The sequence below is a fragment of the Nonomuraea sp. NPDC001699 genome (genome assembly GCF_053596455.1).
Genome location: NZ_JBSFGF010000003.1, coordinates 451,662 through 471,844, shown reverse-complemented (window position 1 = coordinate 471,844; position 20,183 = coordinate 451,662). Strand labels below are relative to the sequence as shown.

General features: G+C 72.1%; 18 protein-coding genes. 10 read left to right on the top strand and 8 right to left on the bottom strand.

Annotation, left to right across the window (positions count from 1 at the left end; all coding sequences use genetic code 11):
- Positions 1 to 105: 105 nt before the first annotated feature.
- Positions 106 to 1,152: an anthranilate phosphoribosyltransferase gene (gene trpD, locus ACWCSU_RS12365; protein WP_357700648.1), complete on the bottom strand. Its 1,047-nt coding sequence runs from the start codon at positions 1,150 to 1,152 to the stop codon at positions 106 to 108.
- A gap of 6 nt (positions 1,153 to 1,158) precedes the next feature.
- Positions 1,159 to 1,557: a hypothetical protein gene (locus tag ACWCSU_RS12360; RefSeq protein ID WP_357700985.1), complete on the bottom strand. Its 399-nt coding sequence runs from the start codon at positions 1,555 to 1,557 to the stop codon at positions 1,159 to 1,161.
- Between the two features lie 207 nt (positions 1,558 to 1,764).
- Between ACWCSU_RS12360 and ctaE the strand changes: the two genes are divergently transcribed.
- The 4 genes from ctaE to qcrB are packed head-to-tail and all read left to right on the top strand — an operon-like array spanning position 1,765 to position 5,997.
- Positions 1,765 to 2,415: an aa3-type cytochrome oxidase subunit III gene (gene ctaE, locus ACWCSU_RS12355; protein WP_357700646.1), complete on the top strand. Its 651-nt coding sequence runs from the start codon at positions 1,765 to 1,767 to the stop codon at positions 2,413 to 2,415.
- 14 nt (positions 2,416 to 2,429) lie between these two features.
- On the top strand, positions 2,430 to 3,239 hold the full coding sequence (gene qcrC / locus ACWCSU_RS12350) for a cytochrome bc1 complex diheme cytochrome c subunit (protein ID WP_357700645.1): 810 nt from the start codon (positions 2,430 to 2,432) through the stop codon (positions 3,237 to 3,239).
- Positions 3,236 to 4,351, top strand: a complete 1,116-nt coding sequence (gene qcrA / locus ACWCSU_RS12345; RefSeq protein WP_357700643.1) for a cytochrome bc1 complex Rieske iron-sulfur subunit — start codon at positions 3,236 to 3,238, stop codon at positions 4,349 to 4,351. Before qcrC ends, qcrA begins: the two co-directional genes overlap by 4 nt.
- Positions 4,348 to 5,997 (top strand): cytochrome bc1 complex cytochrome b subunit, encoded by a 1,650-nt coding sequence (gene qcrB / locus ACWCSU_RS12340; RefSeq protein WP_357700641.1) that lies wholly within the window; start codon positions 4,348 to 4,350, stop codon positions 5,995 to 5,997. Before qcrA ends, qcrB begins: the two co-directional genes overlap by 4 nt.
- A gap of 229 nt (positions 5,998 to 6,226) precedes the next feature.
- On the opposite strand, the gene ACWCSU_RS12335 is transcribed toward qcrB, so the two are convergent.
- Positions 6,227 to 6,514 (bottom strand): Lrp/AsnC family transcriptional regulator, encoded by a 288-nt coding sequence (locus ACWCSU_RS12335; RefSeq protein ID WP_357700639.1) that lies wholly within the window; start codon positions 6,512 to 6,514, stop codon positions 6,227 to 6,229.
- Between the two features lie 17 nt (positions 6,515 to 6,531).
- The gene (locus ACWCSU_RS12330; RefSeq protein ID WP_357700637.1) at positions 6,532 to 8,256 is read right to left on the bottom strand and encodes a DEDD exonuclease domain-containing protein; all 1,725 of its coding nucleotides are present in this window, start codon (positions 8,254 to 8,256) and stop codon (positions 6,532 to 6,534) included.
- A 181-nt stretch (positions 8,257 to 8,437) separates the two neighbouring features.
- On the opposite strand from ACWCSU_RS12330, the gene ACWCSU_RS12325 reads away from it, so the two are divergent.
- From ACWCSU_RS12325 to ACWCSU_RS12315, 3 genes are all read left to right on the top strand, one after another.
- The gene (locus tag ACWCSU_RS12325; protein WP_449934988.1) at positions 8,438 to 9,946 is read left to right on the top strand and encodes a serine/threonine-protein kinase; all 1,509 of its coding nucleotides are present in this window, start codon (positions 8,438 to 8,440) and stop codon (positions 9,944 to 9,946) included.
- A complete protein-coding gene (locus ACWCSU_RS12320; RefSeq protein ID WP_449934987.1) occupies positions 9,936 to 11,375 on the top strand; it encodes a serine/threonine-protein kinase in 1,440 nt (479 codons plus the stop codon). The genes ACWCSU_RS12325 and ACWCSU_RS12320 overlap by 11 nt, the downstream gene beginning before the upstream one ends.
- A gap of 69 nt (positions 11,376 to 11,444) precedes the next feature.
- Positions 11,445 to 13,076: a hypothetical protein gene (locus tag ACWCSU_RS12315; RefSeq protein ID WP_449934986.1), complete on the top strand. Its 1,632-nt coding sequence runs from the start codon at positions 11,445 to 11,447 to the stop codon at positions 13,074 to 13,076.
- 192 nt (positions 13,077 to 13,268) lie between these two features.
- Here the strand turns inward: ACWCSU_RS12315 and ACWCSU_RS12310 are convergent, their stop codons facing one another.
- From ACWCSU_RS12310 to ACWCSU_RS12300, 3 genes are read right to left on the bottom strand one after another with little or no spacing between them, the layout of a single operon-like run.
- A complete protein-coding gene (locus ACWCSU_RS12310; protein ID WP_449934985.1) occupies positions 13,269 to 14,789 on the bottom strand; it encodes a PH domain-containing protein in 1,521 nt (506 codons plus the stop codon).
- Complete coding sequence (locus tag ACWCSU_RS12305; RefSeq protein ID WP_449934984.1) at positions 14,786 to 15,277, bottom strand: PH domain-containing protein; 492 nt, start codon at positions 15,275 to 15,277, stop codon at positions 14,786 to 14,788. Before ACWCSU_RS12305 ends, ACWCSU_RS12310 begins: the two co-directional genes overlap by 4 nt.
- Entirely contained in the window at positions 15,274 to 15,513 is a 240-nt protein-coding gene (locus ACWCSU_RS12300; protein WP_449934983.1) for a hypothetical protein, read from the bottom strand. Before ACWCSU_RS12300 ends, ACWCSU_RS12305 begins: the two co-directional genes overlap by 4 nt.
- Before the next feature lie 110 nt (positions 15,514 to 15,623).
- Here ACWCSU_RS12300 and ACWCSU_RS12295 point away from each other — a divergent pair, with 110 nt between their 5' ends.
- Together ACWCSU_RS12295 and ACWCSU_RS12290 are read left to right on the top strand one after the other, a co-directional pair.
- Complete coding sequence (locus ACWCSU_RS12295) at positions 15,624 to 16,847, top strand: sensor histidine kinase (protein ID WP_449934982.1); 1,224 nt, start codon at positions 15,624 to 15,626, stop codon at positions 16,845 to 16,847.
- 14 nt (positions 16,848 to 16,861) lie between these two features.
- Complete coding sequence (locus ACWCSU_RS12290) at positions 16,862 to 17,518, top strand: response regulator transcription factor (RefSeq protein WP_364091361.1); 657 nt, start codon at positions 16,862 to 16,864, stop codon at positions 17,516 to 17,518.
- On the opposite strand, the gene ACWCSU_RS12285 is transcribed toward ACWCSU_RS12290, so the two are convergent.
- Positions 17,508 to 18,587: a phosphotransferase family protein gene (locus tag ACWCSU_RS12285; protein ID WP_449934981.1), complete on the bottom strand. Its 1,080-nt coding sequence runs from the start codon at positions 18,585 to 18,587 to the stop codon at positions 17,508 to 17,510. The genes ACWCSU_RS12290 and ACWCSU_RS12285 overlap by 11 nt on opposite strands.
- A 144-nt stretch (positions 18,588 to 18,731) precedes the next feature.
- On the opposite strand from ACWCSU_RS12285, the gene ACWCSU_RS12280 reads away from it, so the two are divergent.
- Positions 18,732 to 20,054, top strand: coding sequence for an NYN domain-containing protein (locus ACWCSU_RS12280; RefSeq protein ID WP_357700618.1), 1,323 nt, complete (start codon positions 18,732 to 18,734; stop codon positions 20,052 to 20,054).
- The last annotated feature ends 129 nt before the right edge of the window (positions 20,055 to 20,183 follow it).

Here is a 20,183-nt window from a genome sequence, read left to right as displayed (position 1 = left end):
GGTGACCGCCGCACGGCCCTGAGCAGGCCGTGAAGGCGCTGCCAGGGCTTTCGTGTACCACGTACCGCCAGAAGACGTGAGCGCGCCTCAGGGGCGCGCTCACGGTCACGACGGGCGGTAGGAGCTGCTGACCTCGACCCAGCGGCGCAGCGTGTCGGAGGCCAGGCCGGAGTCGACGGCCTGCCTGGCGCGCTCGTAGCCCTTGAGCATCGCCGAGTCGAGGTCGTCGCCGGCGCCGTCGTGGGCGACCAGCGCGGCGGCGGCGTTGAGCAGGACGGCGTCGCGCACCGGCCCCTGCTTGCCGCCCAGCAGGTCGTGCACGGCCTGGGCGTTGAACTGCACGTCGCCACCGCGCAGCGCGCCCGCGTCGGCCCTGGGGATGCCCAGCACCGCGGGGTCGAACCTGGCCTCGGTGGCCGTGCCGTCGCGGACCACCCACACCGTGGAGGTGCCGGTGATGGTCAGCTCGTCGAGCCCGTCGTCGCCGCGGAACACCAGGGCCGACACGCCGCGCTCGGCGAAGACCCCGGCGATGACGGGCAGCATCCGGGCGTCGTAGACGCCGATGGCCTGGGCGCTGGGTCTGGCCGGGTTGGTCAGCGGGCCCAGGAAGTTGAAGACCGTCGGGACGCCGATCTCCTTGCGCGCCGGCCCGGCGAAGCGCAGCGCCGGATGGTAGACGGGGGCGAAGCAGAAGGCGATGCCCGCCTCGCGCGCCACCCGCGCGGTCTGCTCCGGCGTCAGGTCGAGCCTGATGCCCATGTGCTCCAGGACGTCGGCGGCGCCGCACAGGGAGGACGCCGACCGGTTGCCGTGCTTGACGACCCGGGCGCCGGCCGCGGCGGCCACGATGGCGGCCATCGTGGAGACGTTGACGGTGTGGGCGCGGTCGCCGCCCGTGCCCACGACGTCGAGGACGGGCCCCTCGACCGTCAGCGGGGTGGAGAACTCCAGCATCGTCCGGGCCAGGCCCACCACCTCGGCCACCGTCTCGCCCTTGGCGCGCAGGGCCAGCGCGAAGCCCGCGATCTGGGCGGAGGTGGCATTGCCTGAGAAGATCTCCCGCATCGCCCAGGCCGCTTCGTCGGCCGTCAGATGCTCGCCGGAAAGGAGCGCGGAGAACAGGGCGGGCCAGGTCGTCCGGGAGTCCATGAGCACCTACTTCGCGTTGAGTCGGGTGGAGGAGCGGCGGCGCATCAGGTCGGCCACGGTGTCGGCCAGGACCATGGGCTCGATGGGCTGCGGGACGACGGCGTCGGCCTTGGACCAGTCGGCCAGCCAGCGGTCGTCGCGCCTGGCGATGATCAGGCAGACGGGCGGGCAGTCGTAGACCTCGTCCTTGGCCTGACGGGAGACGCCCATGCCGCCGGCGGGCTGGGTCTCGCCGTCGAGGACCGCCACGTCGATCTCGCCGGAGCCGAGCCACTGGTGGACCTTGGGCTCGGTGGCGCACTCGATGATCTCGACGAGGGGCACATCGGCCGCCGGCCGCCGGCCGATCGCCTGGCGGACCTCGGCCCGGGTGGTGGCGTCGTCGCTGTAGACGAGGACCCTCATCGTGTCGTCGGTGCTCCCAGAGGACGTCACTTTCGCGCTCACTATCGCTCGAAGCTGTATGGTCACCTGGATCGTACCGTTGCGTCGGGATGCAATCCCAGGCCACCGGGTCTGACAGGCGTTTTGTCCCAATTATCCCAGGTTGATGGCCGGTTTGTTCCTCCTAACGGGGGGTCGTTGGCCGGACCGAACACCGGAGCCGCAATAATGCTGCCCGTGGCGACAGCATCCGCAATAACTTCGACGACGACAGCACAGTCGTACCGACGGCCGAACCTGGTCAGTGTCGGGACGATCGTCTGGCTGTCCTCTGAGCTCATGTTCTTCGCGGCGCTGTTCGCGATGTACTTCACCATCCGGTCGGTGAGCGAGGGGAAGGGCATCGAGTGGGGCCCTGCCTTCCTTCCTGCAGGCATTGAGGCAGAAGGCGCTCACCTGAACATCCCGTTCGCGACGGTCAACACGATCATCCTGGTCCTGTCGAGTGTGACGTGCCAGCTTGGCGTGTGGGCCGCGGAGAAGGGGCAGGTCGGCAAGCTCCGCTTCTGGTACTTCGTCAGCTTCCTGATGGGCGCGGTCTTCGTCGCCGGTCAGCTGTACGAGTACGGCGAGCTGGCGTCAGAGGGCGCGACCCTGTCCGCTAACGCCTACACCTCGGTGTTCTACCTGACGACGGGCTTCCACGGCCTGCACGTGACCGGTGGCCTGATCGCGTTCCTGTTCATGCTGGGACGCACGTACGCCGCGAAGCGCTTTACGCATGAGCAGGCCACCAGCGCGATCGTCGTGTCCTACTACTGGCACTTCGTAGACGTCGTCTGGATCGGTCTTTTCGCGACCATCTACATCATTCGTTAAGGAACGGGATCTCTGTGACTAGGATCACCGCTTGGCGGCGGCATCCCCTCGCGAGATACGCCGTCCTGATTTTGGCGTTGGCGCTGGTCGGGATGGTATACGCCGCCTTTGTCCAGGCGGGCAAGCCTGCGGACGCGGCGCTGGCGGCGGGCAAGGTCGACGACGTGGCCGAGGGCAAGAGCCTGTTCGTGGCCCACTGCTCAAGCTGCCACGGCATGAACGCGGAGGGCACCAACACCGCCCCCACGCTCGTCGGCGTCGGCGCCGCGGCGGTCGACTTCCAGATGAGCACCGGCCGCATGCCCGCCGCCAACCCCGGCCCGCAGGCGCCCCGCAAGCGTCCGGCGCCGTGGGTCAACGAGGAGTCGACCCGGCAGATCGCCGCCTACGTGCAGTCGCTGGGTGGCGGCCCGCAGGTGCCGGGCAAGGAGCAGGTCGACCCGAAGCTCGGCGACGCCGGCAAGGGCGGCGAGCTGTTCCGGGCCAACTGCATCCAGTGCCACAACTGGGCGGGCGCCGGCGGTGCCCTGACGCAGGGCAAGTACGCGCCCAACCTGAACGAGTCGTCGCCGACGCAGATCTACGAGGCGATGGTCACCGGCCCGCAGGCGATGCCGGTCTTCAACGACTCGACGATCACGCCTGAAGAGAAGCGCAGCATGATCGCGTACATCACCCAGGTCCGTGAGCAGAAGGACCCCGGAGGGTTCGGCCTCGGGCGCATCGGCCCGGTCACCGAAGGTCTCGTAGCGTTCGTGGCGGGCATCGCCGCGCTCGCCCTCGCCGCCATCTGGATCACCGCGAAGAAGCGACAGAAGTCATGACAGACAACGAGCACGAGATCGAGCAGCCGGACGAACGCGTGCCCAAGCGCGTCATCGGCACTCCCGCGGCCGGCACGTCGATGCTGGGCGCCGCTGAGACCGAAGAGGTCGCGGACCGCGACGTCCCGGGCGTGACGCTGCAGGACGAGTCCAAGGCCGGCAAGGCCGAGAAGATCGTGGCGCTCTGCTTCGCGATCACGTTCCTGGCCGGGATCGCCTTCCTCATCTCCTACGTGGTGTTCCAGGTGGGCAGCCCGGAGGCGACGGGCGTCTCCAACCTCGCCCTCGGCGGCACGCTGACCCTCGCCGTCCTCGGCCTCGCGGTCGGCATCGTGGTCTGGGTCCGCCAGATCATGCCGAAGTACGCGCTGGTCCAGGAGCGCCACTCGATGGCCTCGGACGAGGACGACCGCGAGGTCGTCTCCGAGACGTTCCTGCAGGGCGCCAACGAGAGCGGGTTCGTCAAGCGCAAGCTGATGCGCCGCACGCTGCTGCTGGCCGCCGCGCCGCTCGGCCTGGTGCCGCTGGTGCTGCTGCGCGACCTCGACAACTCCAAGATGCCCGCGGCGAAGTTCAACAAGCTGCTGCGCCACACCGTCTGGGGTGAGAAGACCAAGGAGGGCAAGCCGCTGCGCCTGGTCGTCGAGGGCACCGGCCAGCCGATCCGCGCGGCCGACTTCAACTCGCCCGGCGGCATCCTGTCCGTGGTGCCCGAGGGCTACCAGCACGACCTCAACGCGCTCGCCAAGGCCACGCTGATCCTGATCAAGTTCCGTCCGGAGGAGCTCAAGAGCGGCGTCAGGCAGAACTGGACGCACGACGGCATCGTCGCCTACTCCAAGATCTGCACGCACGTCGGCTGTCCGGCGGCGCTCTACGAGCAGACCACCCACCACATCCTGTGCCCGTGCCACCAGTCGACGTTCGACGCGGCCGACGGCGCGAAGGTCATCTTCGGTCCGGCCGCCAGGCCGCTGCCCCAGCTGCCCATCACGGTCGACGGCGAGGGCTATCTGATCGCCAGAGGCGACTTCGACGTACCCGTCGGTCCCAGCTACTGGGAACGCGGCGACGCCGAGGCCGAGGCCAGGGAGAAGGGAGGCCAGGCATGAGCGACATGAACGCCGTACCGAAGGCCATCGCCGGGCCGTCGAACTTCCTCGACGAGCGTCTGGGCGGGGCCAACTTCCTCAAGCGCAACCTGCGCAAGATCTTCCCCGACCACTGGTCGTTCCTGCTGGGTGAGATCGCGCTCTACTCGTTCATCATCCTGCTGCTGACCGGTACGTTCCTGACGCTGTGGTTCAAGCCGAGCATGGGCGAGGTCGCCTATGACGGCTCGTACGCGCCGCTCAAGGGCGTCATGATGTCGGAGGCCTACGCGTCGTCGCTGGAGATCAGCTTCGACGTCCGGGGTGGTCTGCTGATGAGGCAGATGCACCACTGGGCGGCCCTCCTCTTCGTGGCCGGCATGACGGTCCACATGCTGCGGGTTTTCTTCACCGGCGCCTACCGCAAGCCGCGCGAGCTCAACTGGATCATCGGCGTGCTGCTGCTGACCCTGGCGCTGGCCGAGGGCCTGACCGGCTACTCCCTCCCCGACGACCTGCTCTCCGGCGCCGGTCTGCGGATCACCGAGGGTGTGGCGATCTCGCTGCCGCTGGTGGGCACGTACATCACGTTCTTCCTGTTCGGCGGGGAGTATCCGGGCGGCGACGTCGTATCCCGGTTCTACTCGCTGCACATCCTGCTCATCCCGGGCATCCTGCTGGCGCTGGTCTCGGCTCACATGGTGCTCATGTGGGTGCAGAAGCACACGCAGATGCCGGGCAAGGGGCGGAACAACAAGAACGTGGTGGGCGCGCCGTTCTACCCGGCCTTCATGGCCAAGGCGGGCGCCTACTTCCTGTTCACGCTCGCCGTGGTGTCGGGGCTGGCGACGTTCGCCCAGATCAACCCGATCTGGCTGTTCGGGCCGTACACGCCGGCGGACATCTCCGCCGGTTCGCAGCCCGACTGGTACATGGGCTTCCTCGAAGGCTCGCTGCGGCTCATGCCGCCATGGGAGTGGAACCTGTTCGGCACGGCCCACGCGGGCACGCTGCCGCTGAGCGTGATCATCCCGGCGCTGGTGCCGATGGGCATCATCATGACCGGTCTCGCGCTCTACCCGTTCATCGAACGGTGGGTGACCGGCGACCACCGCGAGCACCACGTCGCCGACCGTCCGCGCAACAACCCCCACCGCACCGCGATCGGCATCTCGGCGATGACGTTCTACGGTGTGCTGTGGCTGCTCGGCGCCAACGACGAGATCTCGGCCAACTTCCACGTCAGCCTCAACTGGACGACGTACATCGGCCGGGTGCTGGTGTTCGTGGGGCCGGCGCTGGCCTACCTGATCACCTACCGCATGTGCCTCGGCCTGCAGCGCAGCGACGCCGCGGTCATCGGGCACGGTGTGGAGTCGGGTGTCATCAAGCGGCTGCCGCACGGTGAGTTCATCGAGGTGCACACGCCGCCGTCCGACGACATCGAGGCCCACCTGCGGGGCAAGGAGGCGGTGCCGGCCCTGCCCGTGGACGAGGACGCCTCCGGCATCCCGCCCAAGGGCATGCGCGGCCCGCTCGGCAGGCTTCGCGGCAAGATGTCCCAGGCGTACGGCGGGGAGAAGATCCCGCTCGACGACGGGCACCACGAGGAGCACGGCGAGCACGCCGCCATCGGTTCCGGCGACGACCGGAGCCTCACCCACTAAGGGTGTTCGTGCATGATCGGCCCGGACGGGGTGACCCGTCCGGGCCGTCTCGCGTTCCGGGCCGGCCGCGGGGAGGACGGGCAGGTTCCTGCTCCCGGCCCGCCGTCTGAGGGGGTGGGCCGGAGGCGTCACGGGGCGGCGGCCGTCCGTTCGGGCCGGGAAACGCCTCGGGCCCGGCCGGGGGACGGCCGGGCCCGGGAACGGACGCGAGGGTGGCGGGGGAGCGGGGTCAGTCGGTCTCGGTGAAGCCGATCGAGAAGGCGGCGTCGAGGTCGTGCTTGGAGTAGGTGCGGAAGGCGATGTGGGTCTCGGTGTGCTCGACGCCGTCGACCTTGTTGACCCGCCCGGGGATGACCTCGGCCACCTCCTCGTAACGGGCGACCCTGACCATGGCGAGCAGATCCCATTCGCCGGTGATGGAGTAGACCTCGCTGACCCCGTCGATCTCGGCGATCGTCTGGGCGACCTCCGGGATCCGGTCTACCTCGGCCTTGATGTGGACAATTGCCGTGACCATGCATTAACTGTATCCGGTCATCGCAAAGGCCGTCCCTCGCGGTCGCGACGCTGATCAAGGCCGCGATAGGCCAGATCGATGCGGGCCTTGTGGCGGGCCGCGCCCCGGGCGGGCATCGACCACACGCCGTCGACCTCGACCAGCCGCACGCCCGGCGACTCCAGCCAGCGGAGAATGCACTCGGTCTCCTCGGCGCTGGCCGCGTGGACCGGGCCGGGGCCCGGGATGACGGCCTCCGCCATCGCCTTGAGCGAGGCGACGAAGGGCGTGGGATGGGCGCCCTTCGGCATCACGCCCGCCGCGGCCAGGCGGCCGTAGCGGACCACGTGGATGTCCCAGCCGCCGTCGAAGGCCGGGCTGGCGGCCACCAGCTCGGGGAGGCGGGTGACGGCGGTCAGGCGCTGCATGCGGGCCGCCGCCCGGACGAACGCGGCCAGCCGGTCGCGGTCGACGGAGGCCTCCTCGTAGCGCTGCTCGACCGACAGGCGCTCCATGCGGGCCGACACGGCCGTGAAGACGAGCGAGGCGTCGGAGGTCATGGCCCGGCGCGCGCTCTCGACGTGCACGGAGTATTCCTCGGGGCTCTCGTTGCCCGCGCAGGGCGCGCCGCAGCGGCCCATCTCGTGCAGGACGCAGGCGGCCCGCCGGGTGCGCAGGCTGATCGGCTGGGTGCACTGGCGCAGCGGCACGGCCTCGTGCAGGGCGATGCGGGCCTCGTCGGCCAGGCGGGTGCTGCTGAACGGGCCGAGGTAGGTGGCGTCGTCGTCCTTCAGCTCGCGCACGATCGACAGGCGGGGGAAGGGGCCGGCGGTGAGCTTGAGCCAGACCATCTTCTCCGGGAAGCGTGAGCGGCGGTTGTAGCGCGGCTTGGCGCCGCCGATCAGCCGCAGCTCTCTGACCTCGGCCTCCAGCGCGGTCGCGCAGACGACGTGGCGCACGCGCTCGGCGATGCCGATCATCTCGCGGATGCGCGGGCGGGTCTCGGCGGCCGTGAAGTAGGAGCGCACGCGGTTGCGCAGGTTGGTGCTCTTGCCGATGTAGAGCACCTCGCCGCGTTCGTCCTCGAAGAAGTAGACGCCCGGCGCGTGCGGGACGGACTCGGCCAGGTGGCGCTTGCGCTGCTGCTCGGGCGTGGGGGCGCGGACGAACGACTTCAGCTCTTCGAGCGTGTGGACCTGGAAGGAGCCGGCCCGCTCGATCAGCCCGTGGAGCACGTCGACGGTGGCCCTGGCGTCCTGGAGGGCGCGGTGGCACGGCTCGGTGGGGCTGCGGAAGAACCGGGCGAGGGTGGACAGCTTGGCGTTGGGCGTCTCGTCGCGGGTCAGCACCCGCCGGGCCAGGTCGACGGTGTCGACGACCGGGTTGGCCGGCGGGGGATAGCCGTGGGCGGCGCAGGCGGCCTTGACGAAGCGGGTGTCGAAGCTCGCGTTGTGGGCCACCAGCGTGGAGCCCCTGATGAACTCCAGGAAGCTCGGCAGCACCGCCTCGATGCGCGGGGCGGCCATCACCATGGCGTCGGTGATGCCGGTCAGCACCGAGATGAACGGCGGGATCGGCCCGCCCGGGTCGACCAGGGTGGAGAACTCGCCCAGCACCTCACCCGCCCGCACCTTGACCGCGCCGATCTCGGTGATCGAGTCTTCGGCCGGCGAGCCGCCGGTGGTCTCCAGGTCGAACACGACGAACGTGACGTCGCTGAGGGGGGTGCCTAGCTCGTCGAGGGTGCCTTGTACCGCGTCCACGTTCCAAGACCATAGAGAGGGGGTCCGACAGTTACTCCGGCGGACCACGCCGGAAGGCGTGTCGGAGCGCGCCGGAATGGCAGGCGGGGACGCGGTGAGGGTGGGCGGGAAGGGCGAAGAGGGCGAACGGGAAATGTGCTCGAATAACCATCTTTCTTGATCCTTAGTTACCCTTCCCTTTATGTCCGCGGGAAGACTTGCCGGCCGCTACGCCCTGCTGCGCCCACTCGGCGCCGGCGGCATGGGGAAGGTGTGGCTGGCCAAGGACGAGATGCTCGACCGCGAGGTCGCGGTCAAGGAGCTCACGCTGCCCGAGGGCATCCCGCCCAAGGAGCGCGCCCACGCGGTCACCAGGGCCGTGCGCGAGGCGCAGGCCACCGCCCGGCTGCGCCATCCCGGCATCGTGGCGCTGCACGACGTCATCGTCGAGCACGAGCGGCCGTGGCTGGTCATGGAGCTGCTGCGGGGCCGTACGCTGGCCGAGACCGTCCGCGAGTTCGGGCCCATGCCTCCCGAGTACGCCGCCCGCGTCGGCGCCGACGTCCTGGAGGCGTTGCTGGCCGCCCACGCCCAGGGGTTGCAGCACCGCGACGTGAAGCCGGGCAACGTGTACCTGACCGACAGCGGCAGGGTGGTGCTGACCGACTTCGGCATCGCCCGGCAGGAGGGGCAGGCCACGCTCACCGAGCAGGGGCTGATGATCGGCTCGCCCGGGTTCATCGCGCCCGAGCGGCTGGAGGGCGAGCCCGGCGGCCCGGCCAGCGACCTGTGGTCGCTCGGCGCGACCCTGTTCGCCGCGGTGACCGGCGGCAACGCCTACCAGGGCTCGGTCGCCGAGCGGGTCAGGGCGACCGTGACGCAGCCGGTGCCGGTCGCGCCGGGTCCGCTCGGGCCGCTGCTGGCCGCCATGATGGCGCGTCACCCGGGCGCCCGTCCCGATGCGCGCAACGTCGTGCACGCGCTCAGGCAGGTGGCCGCGGGCGGTCAGCCGCCGGTCCCGGCGGCCGGTGAGCAGGCGACCGCTCCCCGCCGGGTCGGCCGGCGCGGCCGGCCGCTGCTGGTGTGGAGCGCGGCGGGGGCCGTGCTCGTCGTCGCCGCCGCGGCCACCGGCTTCCTCCTGCTGCGCGACGACGTCGGCGGCGGGACGCCGACCGCGTTCACCGTGCCCTTGGACGTGTGCACCCTGCTGACCCCGCAGGACGTCGGCGGCCTGCTGCGCACCCAGAGCCCGCCCAAGGCCCAGCCGGACGGCGACGAGGTGGGCCCGGAGTGCGGCTGGCCGGTCGCGGGCACCGGGGTGGGCCTGCAGGTGCAGAAGGACTCCGACACCGTCGATCCGTGGTCGATGACCGCCGACACCGCCCGCACCCTGTTCCAGAACCAGAAGCGCTACTGGGCCAAGTACGACCAGGTCGACTGGACCTGGCCCGAGATCGGCGTCAAGACCGACATGCGCTCCACGCGCACCCCCGTCCACGATCTGAAGGGGCTGGGCGAGGAGGCGTTCGCGTTCGAGCTGAAGGGCAGGACGGGCCGCGTCCACTCCGCCCACGTCTACTACCGGATCGCCAACCTGGTGGTGGCCGTCGAGTACGCCACCCTGGGCGACAAGCCGACCGACGAGGATGTCCGGCAGGCGGCGATCAAGGCGGCCAGGGCGAGCGAGCAGGCGTTGCGCCGTGCGAGGTGACCACTACCTGCTGGCCGGCCGGTACCGGCTGGTCGAGCAGCTCGGGCAGGGCGGCGCGGGCACGGTGTGGCGGGCGCTGGACGAGACGCTCGACCGCGAGGTCGCCGTCAAGCAGGTGCGGGTGCCGCCGGGGCTCAGCCCCCACCAGCGGGCCGAGTTCGCCGGCCGCGCCATCCACGAGGCCAGGTCGGCCGGGCGCCTGCGCGACCCGGCCATCGTGCTCGTGCACGACGTGGTGCTCGACGGCGACCAGCCGTGGATCATCATGGACCTGGTCACCGGCCGGTCCCTGGACAAGGTGATCAAGGAGAACGGCCCGCTGCCGCCGCCGTACGCGGCCCGCATCGGGCTCCAGGTGCTGTCGGCGCTGGAGGTCGCGCACGCCCACGGCATCCTCCACCATGACGTCAAGCCGGCCAACATCCTGCTCGACGCCGACGGCTCGGCCATGCTGACCGACTTCGGCATCGCCGTCCCCATGGACGGCCAGGGCGACGGGGGTGTCGGCAGCGGCTCGCCCGGTTACATGGCTCCCGAGCGGCTCAACGAGCAGGCGCCGGGACCGGCGTCCGACCTGTGGTCGCTGGGCGCGAGCCTGTACACCGCCGTGGAGGGGCGGGCGCCGTTCGAACGGCAGCTTCCCGCGGCGGTCGCGGCGGCGGTGCTGCTGCACGAGCCGCCCTTCCCCGCGCGGGCGGGCCGCGAGTTCGGCGGGCTGCTCATGGCGATGCTGGCCAAGGAGCCCGCCGCCCGTCCCACGGCGGCCCAGGTCCGGGAGGTGCTCAGCGGCGCGCCGGTGCGCTCGGGTCCGATCCCCGTGCGCAGGCGGCGGTGGCTGCTGCCGGTGGCGATCGCGTCCGGCGTCGCGGTGCTGGGCGCGGGCGGCTGGTACGCCGTCGGCGCGGCGCAACCCGAGACCGGCCGCTACGCCGCCGCCCCCGACCCCTGCCGCCTGCTCAGCGACGCCCAGGCCGCCGAGCTGATGCGGGGCGCGGCCCGGCGCAGCGCCACGCGGGACGGCGAGTGCCAGTGGGTCGCCGGCCTGGAGGAGCGGCAGGGCCGGCGGATCACCGTCCGCACGTGGATCGAGAGGCCCGACGGCGGCCTCGGCGGGCCGCAGGTGGCGTTGCGCCGGTTCACCAGCGAGAAGGGCACCAGGAGCGCGGCCGAGGGCACCCGGGCGCGGGTGGCCGTCGGCGAGGTCGGCGACGTCGCGGGGGTGGGGGAGGCGGCGTTCGTGCAGCACCGGTTCGAGCTGTTGATGTCCTCCAGCGCGGTCGGCCGGTTCGACAGCACCGTGCTCTTCCGTTCCAGCAACCTGCTCGGCGAGGTGGTCTGGCACCGCGACGAGGTGTCGGTCAAGGCGCCGGTCGACAAGGAGACGGCGCTGCGGGTCGCCCGGCTGGTCTCCGGGGCGCTGCCACGATGACCGTCCAGCGCACCGCACGGGCGTTATCACCATGTGTCCCCGCAAGTCAGGGCAAGCTCAGGAGTGCCAGTGAATCCCGGTAGCGAGTACGAGCCGCCGACCACCCCTCATCCGGTGCCGGGCCGGCGGTTCGAGCCGCCGTCCGGGCCGCCGCAGGGTTCGCAGCGGGGTTCGCAGTGGGGGCCGCCGCAGGAGCCGCAGTGGGCGCCGCCGGCTCTGCCGCCCACCGGGCCGATGGGGAGGCCGCCCGGCCCGCCCACTGGTCCGCCCGGACGCCGGCCGGCGTGGTTGACGCCCGTGCTCGCCGCAGCCCTCGTGGTGGTCGTGGCCGCGGGCGGCGTGGGGGCCTACCTCCTGATCTCCGACAGGGGCTCCGGGGGGACGGCGGCCGGGCCGTCGTCGTCCTCGTCGTCCTCGTCGGCGGCGCACTCCGCGGTCCCAGCCGCCGCCGCGACGGGCCCGGACGTGTGCTCGATGCTGCCCCAGGACGAGGCGGAACGGCTGGCGCCCGGCGCGACGGTGGCCAAGTCGTCCAGGGACTCCGACTACACGGTCACCTTCGCCTGCAACTGGCAGAACCAGCGCATCTCGTTCGGCGAGTTCTGGCGCAGCAGGGAGATCGACGTCAAGATCGACCAGCACAAGGGCGAGGGGGCCAAGACCGGCCGCTCGATGGCCCAGAGCTCGTACGAGATGGACTACCGGGGCGCCAAGTACGGCGCCACCGCCAAGCCCTCGCTCGACCCCGACGAGAAGGAGTACGTCTCCCCGGTCAAGGACGTGACCGGCGTGGGCGAGGGCGCGTTCGCCCAGTACACCTGGCGGCGCGACGGCAAGCTGTTGTGGTACTCCTTCGGCAAGGCCCACGCCCAGGTCGGGGACATGACGATCGAGGTCAAGTTCCAGGCCGGGCAGCAGCGCAAGGACGCCCGGATCCTGTCCAACGAGAGCACCAGGTCCATCACGGAGGACAACGCGATCCGCGAGGTCAGCGGCCTGATCGGATACTTCGCCAAGGGGGTGGCCGCCTGGCAGGCGCAGCACCCCGGCGTGCTGGCCAAGCCCGACCAGGCCCAGGTCACCCAGAGCCCGACCGCCCGCCCGACGCCGTCGCCCACGGTCCTGGCCGCCTTCCCACCCGCGTGCCAGGCCGTCACGGAGGCCGCCACCCGCCTGGTGCCGAAGCCGACGACGAGGGCGCGCGCCACCGAGTCGGGCAACGACGACGAGACCGAGTGCCGCTGGCTCAACCTCGACCTGCCGGGCACGGCCGGCAACGTCAAGATCCGCAGCATGCTGATCAGCACCCACCGCTTCACCAACCGGGCGGGCGCGATCGACCCGGGCGCGGCCAAGGCGTACTACGCCGGCGAGCGCGGCGGCGACAAGAACACCGAGAAGTCGACCATCGGCGGCATCACCTGGGGCGAGGTGCGCGACCTCGAAGGGCTCGGCGAGCAGGCGTACGGCCAGTTCGTGCAGACCAGGCAGGGCGACGTGTCGGCCTCCAGCGGCACGGTGATCGCCCGTACCGGCGCGCTGGTGGTCAGGGTCGACTACTCCGGCGCCGAACGGCCCGAGAGCGAGCCGGCGAACTCGCCCAAGGTCAAGCTCATGCCGCAGAAGGAAGCGCAGGAGGGGGCGCTCACCCTGGCCCGGGCGTTCCTGGCCGAACTGGTCAAGCAGCCGGTCGGAAGCTGAGCCCGCGCGCGGCGCGACGCCGCCGGTCCTCGCGCGCCGCGCGGGGACCGGCTCTCTGACAGGAGATCCGCGTCAACAGTTAACAGGGCTGCAACTCGGTTGCAAGCGGGACAAATAGCGTTGTTGACCAGCAAGCCGCCGGGCCGCGCGATCACGCTTGTCCGCTACAGGGGCATGGGCAGCCGTGGTGGATCACGCGGCCTGCCGCTCGCCACCCGGCTCGCGGATCAGGAACGGCTCCAGCAGGCCCGGCACCGCGTGTGCCGCCAGGTCGAGCCCGGCGCCGCGGCCCACGTCCAGGATCTCGTAGTGGCCACCGCCCGCGGCCGTGCAGGCCGAGACGGTCAGCAGGCCCGAGCGCCGCTGGAAGAACGACTGGCGGAACGTCCAGCCGGTGATGCCGGCCCGGTCCAGCGCCACCGTACGGCGGACGAGCGCGCCGCGGCGCATGACCAGGTGCCGCCGGCCCAGCGCGTGCCCGAGACCGCGACGGCTCTCGGCGGCCAGCCACAACCCCGCCGGGAGCGCCAGGACGGGCGCCGCCCAGAGCCACCCGCGCGGCCACGACGCGGGCAGCAGCCACCAGGCGAGCCCGGCGCACGCCGCCAGCACGACCGTCGTCGCCAGCGCCCGCACCACCCGCCGCCGCCCGGCCGCCGCCGGGTGCGGGACGAGCGGCGCGCCCATGACGGAGCCCATGACGGAGCCCAGGGGCGGGCCTGTGAGGGCGGCGGCGATGCGGGTCGCCTCGGCGCGGGGGAGCGGGGGCGTGAGCGCGGCCACGTCCTCGGTCTCGTCGTCCTTCTTGGCCAGCCCGGTCGTGACGGCCTTGACGCGGGCGCCGCCGCCCAGCCGCAGCAGCAGCGGTTCGCTGATCTCGACGCCGCGCAGCCGCCGTTCCTCCAGGGTCAGCGAGCGCGTGGTCAGCAGCCCCCGGCGCAGCCTGAGCCGGCCGGGCTCGCGGTCCAGGCGGTAGCGGCCCCAGGACTCGGCGTACAGCAGGAACGCGCCGAGCGCGCCGACGGCCGCGTTGAGCGCCAGGAGCAGCGGGACCGCCAGCCAGGGCTGCGTGCTCACCCAGTCCCACAGGCCGGTCGCCGCCCGGTCGGAGAAGTCCTTGAGCCCGACGGCGCCGAGCGCCTTGTAGGCCGCGCCCAGGACCACCGCGGCGCCGGTGAACGTCCAGATCGACAGGGGCGCGTACCGGATCCAGGACCAGCGCAGCTCGGCCAGGGGGCCGTCCGCGGGCGCGGGCGCGTCCTGGCGCAGCAGCGTACGGCGCAGCATCTCGGCCGAGTGCCGGTCCAGGGCGTCCAGCGCCAGCTCGGAGCCCTCGGCCGCGTGCTCGCCGGTGCCCACCTTGACCACGGTCAGGCCGAACGCCCGGCGTACCGGGTCGGCCCGCAGGTCCACGCTGCGCACCCGGTCCAGCGGGATCGAGCGGTGCTGCCGGACGGTCACGCCCGAGCGCAGTTCGAGCCGGTCGGCGGTGAGCCGCCAGGACGTCGTACGCAGCCGGGCCTCCTCGTAGGCCACCGCCCCGGCCACGATCAGCACGGCGGCCCCCGCGCACGCGGCGACGACGCCGCCCAGGCCCCAGTCCTGGCCCACCAGGAACCGCGCCAGCCCGGCCGCCGCGCCCGCGACCAGTGCGAGCGACCTGGCCGCCGCGTTCCACAGGCTCCGGCGCGACAGGCGCTGCCAGCCGGTCACGTCGCGTCCCCGGGCGTCGCCTGGGTGCGCGCGGTGAGCAGTTCGGCCAGCTCCGCGGCGAGCGCGTGGTCCAGCGCCGTGATCTTGACCGCCCCGGCGGAGGAGGCGGTGGTCACCGTGACGTCGGCCAGCCCGAACAGCCGCTGCACCGGCCCCCGCTCGGTGTCGACCCGCTGGATCCTGGACATCGGCGCCACCTTCCACGTGTGCGTCAGCCACCCCTGGCGGACGTAGACCGCCTCGTCGGTGACCTCCCACCGCTGCACCCGGTAGGCCGCCCGCGGCTCGACCACCGCGACCAGCAGGCACGCCACCGCGAACGCCCCCGCCGCCGCCCCCAGCCCCGGCGTACGCGGCGTGAACACCACGTACGCGCCCACGGCCGCGGCCGCCACCGGGACCATGAGGACGAGCCACTGCACCGTCCACCACGCCACCGCCCTGCGGTCGGGCCGGTGCCGCGGCGGACGCAACACGGTCCCGCTCATCGTCCCTCCTCCGTCCGGCCCGACGCCTTGGTCACAGAGCCGGCCACCGCGAGCAGCGCGAACCCGAGCACCCCGATCACGACGGCCGCGAAGATCTCGTAACCGTCGAGGAACGGCAGCACGTTGACCACGAGCAGGCCGTGCGCCCATCCCCACCAGCCGAACAGGGTGTTGAACAGGCCGCCGATCCCCTGCAGGACCAGCAGCCAGCCGAAGACCTCCACCACCGCTTTCATGCCTCCACCCTCGCCGCCGGGGCGGCCCGCCCGCCTCGGCCATCGGTCTGCGGCGACATCGACTTTGGTCGCTGTCGGGCGGTCCTCGGCAGGGCATAACCTCGACGAATGTGAGAGAGCTGCGGGGGGAGGGCGATCCGGCCCTGGAATACCGGTGGGCGTTGCCGTCCACGCTGCTCGGCGACGGCCGCGGGCGGCGGGTGCGGCGCTCGACCCTCGACTGGGTCTCCGACATCGCGCTGTTCCTGCTGGCCTGCGGCCTGACGTTCATCAGCCTGGAGGAGATCAGGAACGAGCCCGAGCCGCTGCTGGCCGTCGAGCAGATCGTGGGGGCGCTGGCGTGCGCGGGGGTGTGGCTGCGGCGGCGCTGGCCGGTGGCGTTCGCGCTGGTGACGACCCTGCTGTCGTCCTATCTGGAGCTGGTCGGCGGGGCCTCGCTGGTGGCGCTGTTCACCGTGGCGGTGCACCGGCCGTTCAAGGTGTCCGGGCCGGTCGCGCTGCTGTCGCTGGTCACTCTGGCCCCGTACGTGCTGCTGCGGCCCCAGGAGGACCTGACGCCGCTGTGGGGGGCGGCGTTCGGGGTGACGATCGTGGTGGCCGTGTACGGCTGGGGCATCGTCATCCGGGCCAGGCGGCAGCTCGTCTGGTCGCTGCGGCAGCGGGCCGAGACCGCCGCCGAGGACGCCAAGCGGCTCGAACGCGAGCGCATCGCCCGCGAGATGCACGACGTGCTGGCCCACCGCATCTCGATGCTCAGCCTGCACGCCGGGGCGCTGGAGTTCCGGCCGGACGCGCCCGCCGAGGAGGTCGCCAGGGCGGCGGGCGCGATCAGGAGCAACGCCCACCTGGCGCTCCAGGACCTGCGCGAGGTGATCGGCGTGCTGCGCCACACCCCGCCCGGCGCCGCCGACCCGGTGCCCGACCGGCCGCAGCCGACGCTGGCCGACCTGCCCGCGCTGGTCGAGGAGTGCCGCCAGGCGGGCATGGACGTACGCTTCGACCTGGGCGCCGCGGACGGCGTCCCCGAGGGGCTGGGCCGTAACGTCTACCGCATCGTGCAGGAGGCGCTCACCAACGCGCGCAAGCACGCGGGCGGCGCGCCGGTGGCGGTGGCCGTGGCGGGGGAGCGGGGCGAGGGAGTCTCGGCGGAGGTGCGCAACCCGGTGTGGACGCGGTACGGACCGCGCATGCCGGGCGCGGGCGCCGGGCTCATCGGGCTGACCGAACGGGCCGAGCTGGCAGGCGGACGGCTGGAGCACGGCGTGACGGACGGCGAGTTCCGCGTCCACGCCTGGCTGCCGTGGCCGCACGAGAAGGACGGGGACCGGGGTTGAACGACGGAGGGCTGATGGACGCGCCGATCAAGGTGCTGATCGTGGACGACGACGCGATGGTGCGGGCCGGGCTGTCGATGATCCTCGGCGGGGCGGCCGACATCGAGATCGTGGGCGAGGCGGCCGACGGGGCCGAGGTGCCGCCGCGGGTGGCCGAGCACCGGCCGCACGTCGTCCTGATGGACATCCGCATGCCGGGCGTCGACGGGCTCACCGCGACCGAGGCGCTGCGCCGCACCGCCTCGCCGCCCGAGGTCGTGGTGCTGACCACGTTCCACGCCGACGCCCAGGTCGTGCGGGCGCTGCGCGCGGGGGCGGCCGGGTTCCTGCTGAAGGACATCCCGCCCGGCGACCTGGTCGACGCCATCAGGAGGGTGGCCGCGGGCGAGCCGATCCTGTCGCCGGCGGTGACGCGGCAGCTCATCGCGCACGTGTCCGACGGGGGCGGGCGCGACCGTACCGAGCGGGCGCGGGGGCTGCTCGGGCGGCTGAGCGAGCGGGAGCGTGAGGTGGCGCTGGCGGTGGGGCAGGGCAGGTCGAACGCCGAGATCGGGCGCGAGCTGTTCATGAGCGTGCCCACGGTCAAGGCGCACGTCTCGCGCATCCTGACCAAGCTCGACCTGAACAACCGGGTGCAGGTCGCGCTGCTGGTCTACGACGCTAGCGGGTGAGCAGCTCCTCGATGGCGGCCCGGTGGAGCACCAGGTCGTCGGGGTCGTCCGGCATGGGCTGCTCGCCGAAGTGGATCCGGCGCTGCCACACCCTGGCCATGATGATGCCGTGGCGGAGGGCGGCGTACATTTCGTAGAAGTCGAGGTCTCGGGGCTCGTAGCCAGTTATTTCGCAATATTTCTGGCATACGTCGGCGCGGTGCATGAAGTCCGGCATGCCGGGCAGGCCCATCGTGACCGCGAGGTCCTGGAAGAAGCGGTGCAGGAAGATCATCCAGGAGACGTCCAGCTCGCGCGGGCCCACGGCGGCCATCTCCCAGTCGAGCACCGCCACCGGCGTGAAGTCCCGGTACATGATGTTGCCGATCCTGGCGTCTCCCCAGGTCAGGACGTCGGGGCCGGGGGCGTCCGGCCAGTGTGAGGCCAGCCAGTCGAAGGCCCGCTCCAGCACGGGGATCGGCCGCTCGCCGTGCGCCCACCGGTAGTAGGCGCGTTGGGCCTCGACGTGGGCGCGCAGGCCGTCCCCGCCGCCGGGGGCGAGCGGGCCGAGCACCGCGACGTCCTCGCCCGTGCACGGCGTCTCGTGCAGCGCGGCCATGAGCCCGACGCTCGCGTCCTGCAACCGGCGCCGGTCGCCGGGGGAGGCGTCGTGCAGCCAGCCCCCGAACGTGTACGGCATGACATCGGGCGGCACGTCCCCCTCGGCCTGCTCCATGACGAAGAACGGCGTCCCGAGCGGCGCCGGGTCGGGCTCGAACCAGAGCGGCCTGGGCGCTGGGATTCCAGCTTTCTCCCTGGCCAGTCGCATGATCTCGAACTGGGCGCGCAGATCGTAGGAGGGGAACACCGGAACGGCTTCCTTCGCAGGTGCGAGCCTGGCCACGCACCGCCGGGTCTCCTCGCCCCACGTGGCGGTGAAGAAGAGCGTCTCGCTCGACATGCCGTTGCCGGAAGGGCGCGACAGCTCCGAGACCGCGGCGTCCCCGCCGACCCGGCCGCGCAGCCAGCCGGACGCGCGCTCGCGCAGTTCGTCCAGGTCACGCGTGGACGTGCGCATCTGTTCCGTCACCGCTCACCTCCGCGCCGTACGGCTGCCCCGGCTCAGTCGTATACCCCCTACCAAGCGCTTGTCTAGGTTCAAGGGACCGTTACGGTCAGGTACGCAAGAGCCGTACCCTTGTCTGAAAGGGCATGTCACGAAGGGACAAGTGGGATGAGTTCAGCGGGTGAAGGCCTGTCTCGCCCGCTTCCCGAGCAGGTGCGCCTCAACGTCGTCGACCTGGCGGCGCAGGTTCTCGGCACCATGCCCGCGGTCTCCGTGCCGCCGCCGCTGCGCGGCATCGCCAAGTTCGACCCGCGCAAACGCGCCAAGCTGGGCAGCGCGCCGATCGCCGCGCAACTGGAGAACGACAAGAAGTTCCGCGAACTGGTCGCCGAGTCCGTCGCCGCCGGATGGCCCGAGCTGGTCGCCGCCCTGGCCGAGGGGAGCGTGCCGCCCGCCGCCGACCCCGTGCTGGTGGCGGCCGCAGCCTATCTCACCAGGCCGCCCGGCTGGGCGGAGATGATCGAAACCGCCCGCGCCGACCTGGAGCAGTCCGCGGTGGCGGCCGAGGGCTCCGAGCGCGAGGAGGCGGTGACCCGGCTGCGCGAGCAGCTCGCCGCGCAGAAGACCGCCGCCAAGGAGGAGGCCGACCGGCTGCGCGAGCAGATCAAGGCGGCCCGCGCCGAGAACTCCGACCTGCGGCGCAAGCTCCACGACGCCCGCGAGCGGGCCAAGGCCGCCGTCCGCAGGGCCGAGGAGATGGAGCAGGCCGCCGACGACGCCCGGCACGCCGCCTCCACGGCCGGCAACGCGGGCGAGGCCGAGCTGCGCCGCCTGCGCGAGCGGCTGGCCGACGTGGAGAGGCAGCTCGAAGCCTCCCGCCGGGCCGCCCGCGAGGGCCGCAGCATCGAGGACGCCCGCATCAGGGTGCTGCTCGACGCGCTCCAGGACGCCTCGGCCGGGCTGCGCAGGGAGCTGGCGCTGCCCACCACGATCAGCAAGCCCGCCGACTCGGTCGCGGCCAGCACCGGCGAGCGTCCCGGGGTGCGCGGCGTGCCGGCGCGGGCCCTGGCCGACGACGACCCGCAGCTCCTCGACCAGCTCCTGGCGCTGCCGCAGGTCCATCTGATCATCGACGGCTACAACGTCACCAAGACCGGCTACGGCACGTTCACCCTCGCCGACCAGCGCAACCGGCTGATGACGGGCCTCGGCGGCCTGGTCGCGCAGACCCGCGTCGAGGTGACGGTGGTCTTCGACGGTGCAGAGCTCAACGCGCCCGTGCAGGTGGTGGCGCCGCGCGGGGTGCGGGTGCTGTTCAGCGCGCCGGGGGAGATCGCCGACGACCTCATCCGCCGGCTCGTCCGCGCCGAGCCGCCCGGCCGGGCCATCGCGGTCGTCTCCTCCGACCGCGAGGTGGCCGAGTCCGTCCGCCGGATGGGCGCCAGACCCGTTCCGTCGGGTCTGCTGCTGCGCCGGTTGGGCCGCGCATAAGTTACGAATTAGCACTATTGGCGAGACCCCACCCGCCACTTCTGTACTATTTCGCCCCAGGTGTAATCCCTGGGAGGCGACGCTGTGAGGTTTGGCCGGGTCACGTTGGCGGCGGGTCTCGCGATCGGG

Coding starts and splice junctions, on each gene's coding strand:
- ACWCSU_RS12300 (WP_449934983.1), bottom strand. CDS start 15,513: ATGAAAGCGGTGGTGGAGGTCTTCGGCTGGCTGCTGGTCCTGCAGGGG.
- ACWCSU_RS12280 (WP_357700618.1), top strand. CDS start 18,732: ATGAGTTCAGCGGGTGAAGGCCTGTCTCGCCCGCTTCCCGAGCAGGTG.
- ACWCSU_RS12290 (WP_364091361.1), top strand. CDS start 16,862: ATGGACGCGCCGATCAAGGTGCTGATCGTGGACGACGACGCGATGGTG.
- qcrB (WP_357700641.1), top strand. CDS start 4,348: ATGAGCGACATGAACGCCGTACCGAAGGCCATCGCCGGGCCGTCGAAC.
- trpD (WP_357700648.1), bottom strand. CDS start 1,152: ATGGACTCCCGGACGACCTGGCCCGCCCTGTTCTCCGCGCTCCTTTCC.
- ctaE (WP_357700646.1), top strand. CDS start 1,765: ATGCTGCCCGTGGCGACAGCATCCGCAATAACTTCGACGACGACAGCA.
- qcrA (WP_357700643.1), top strand. CDS start 3,236: ATGACAGACAACGAGCACGAGATCGAGCAGCCGGACGAACGCGTGCCC.
- ACWCSU_RS12360 (WP_357700985.1), bottom strand. CDS start 1,557: ATGAGGGTCCTCGTCTACAGCGACGACGCCACCACCCGGGCCGAGGTC.
- ACWCSU_RS12335 (WP_357700639.1), bottom strand. CDS start 6,514: ATGGTCACGGCAATTGTCCACATCAAGGCCGAGGTAGACCGGATCCCG.
- ACWCSU_RS12325 (WP_449934988.1), top strand. CDS start 8,438: ATGTCCGCGGGAAGACTTGCCGGCCGCTACGCCCTGCTGCGCCCACTC.
- ACWCSU_RS12305 (WP_449934984.1), bottom strand. CDS start 15,277: ATGAGCGGGACCGTGTTGCGTCCGCCGCGGCACCGGCCCGACCGCAGG.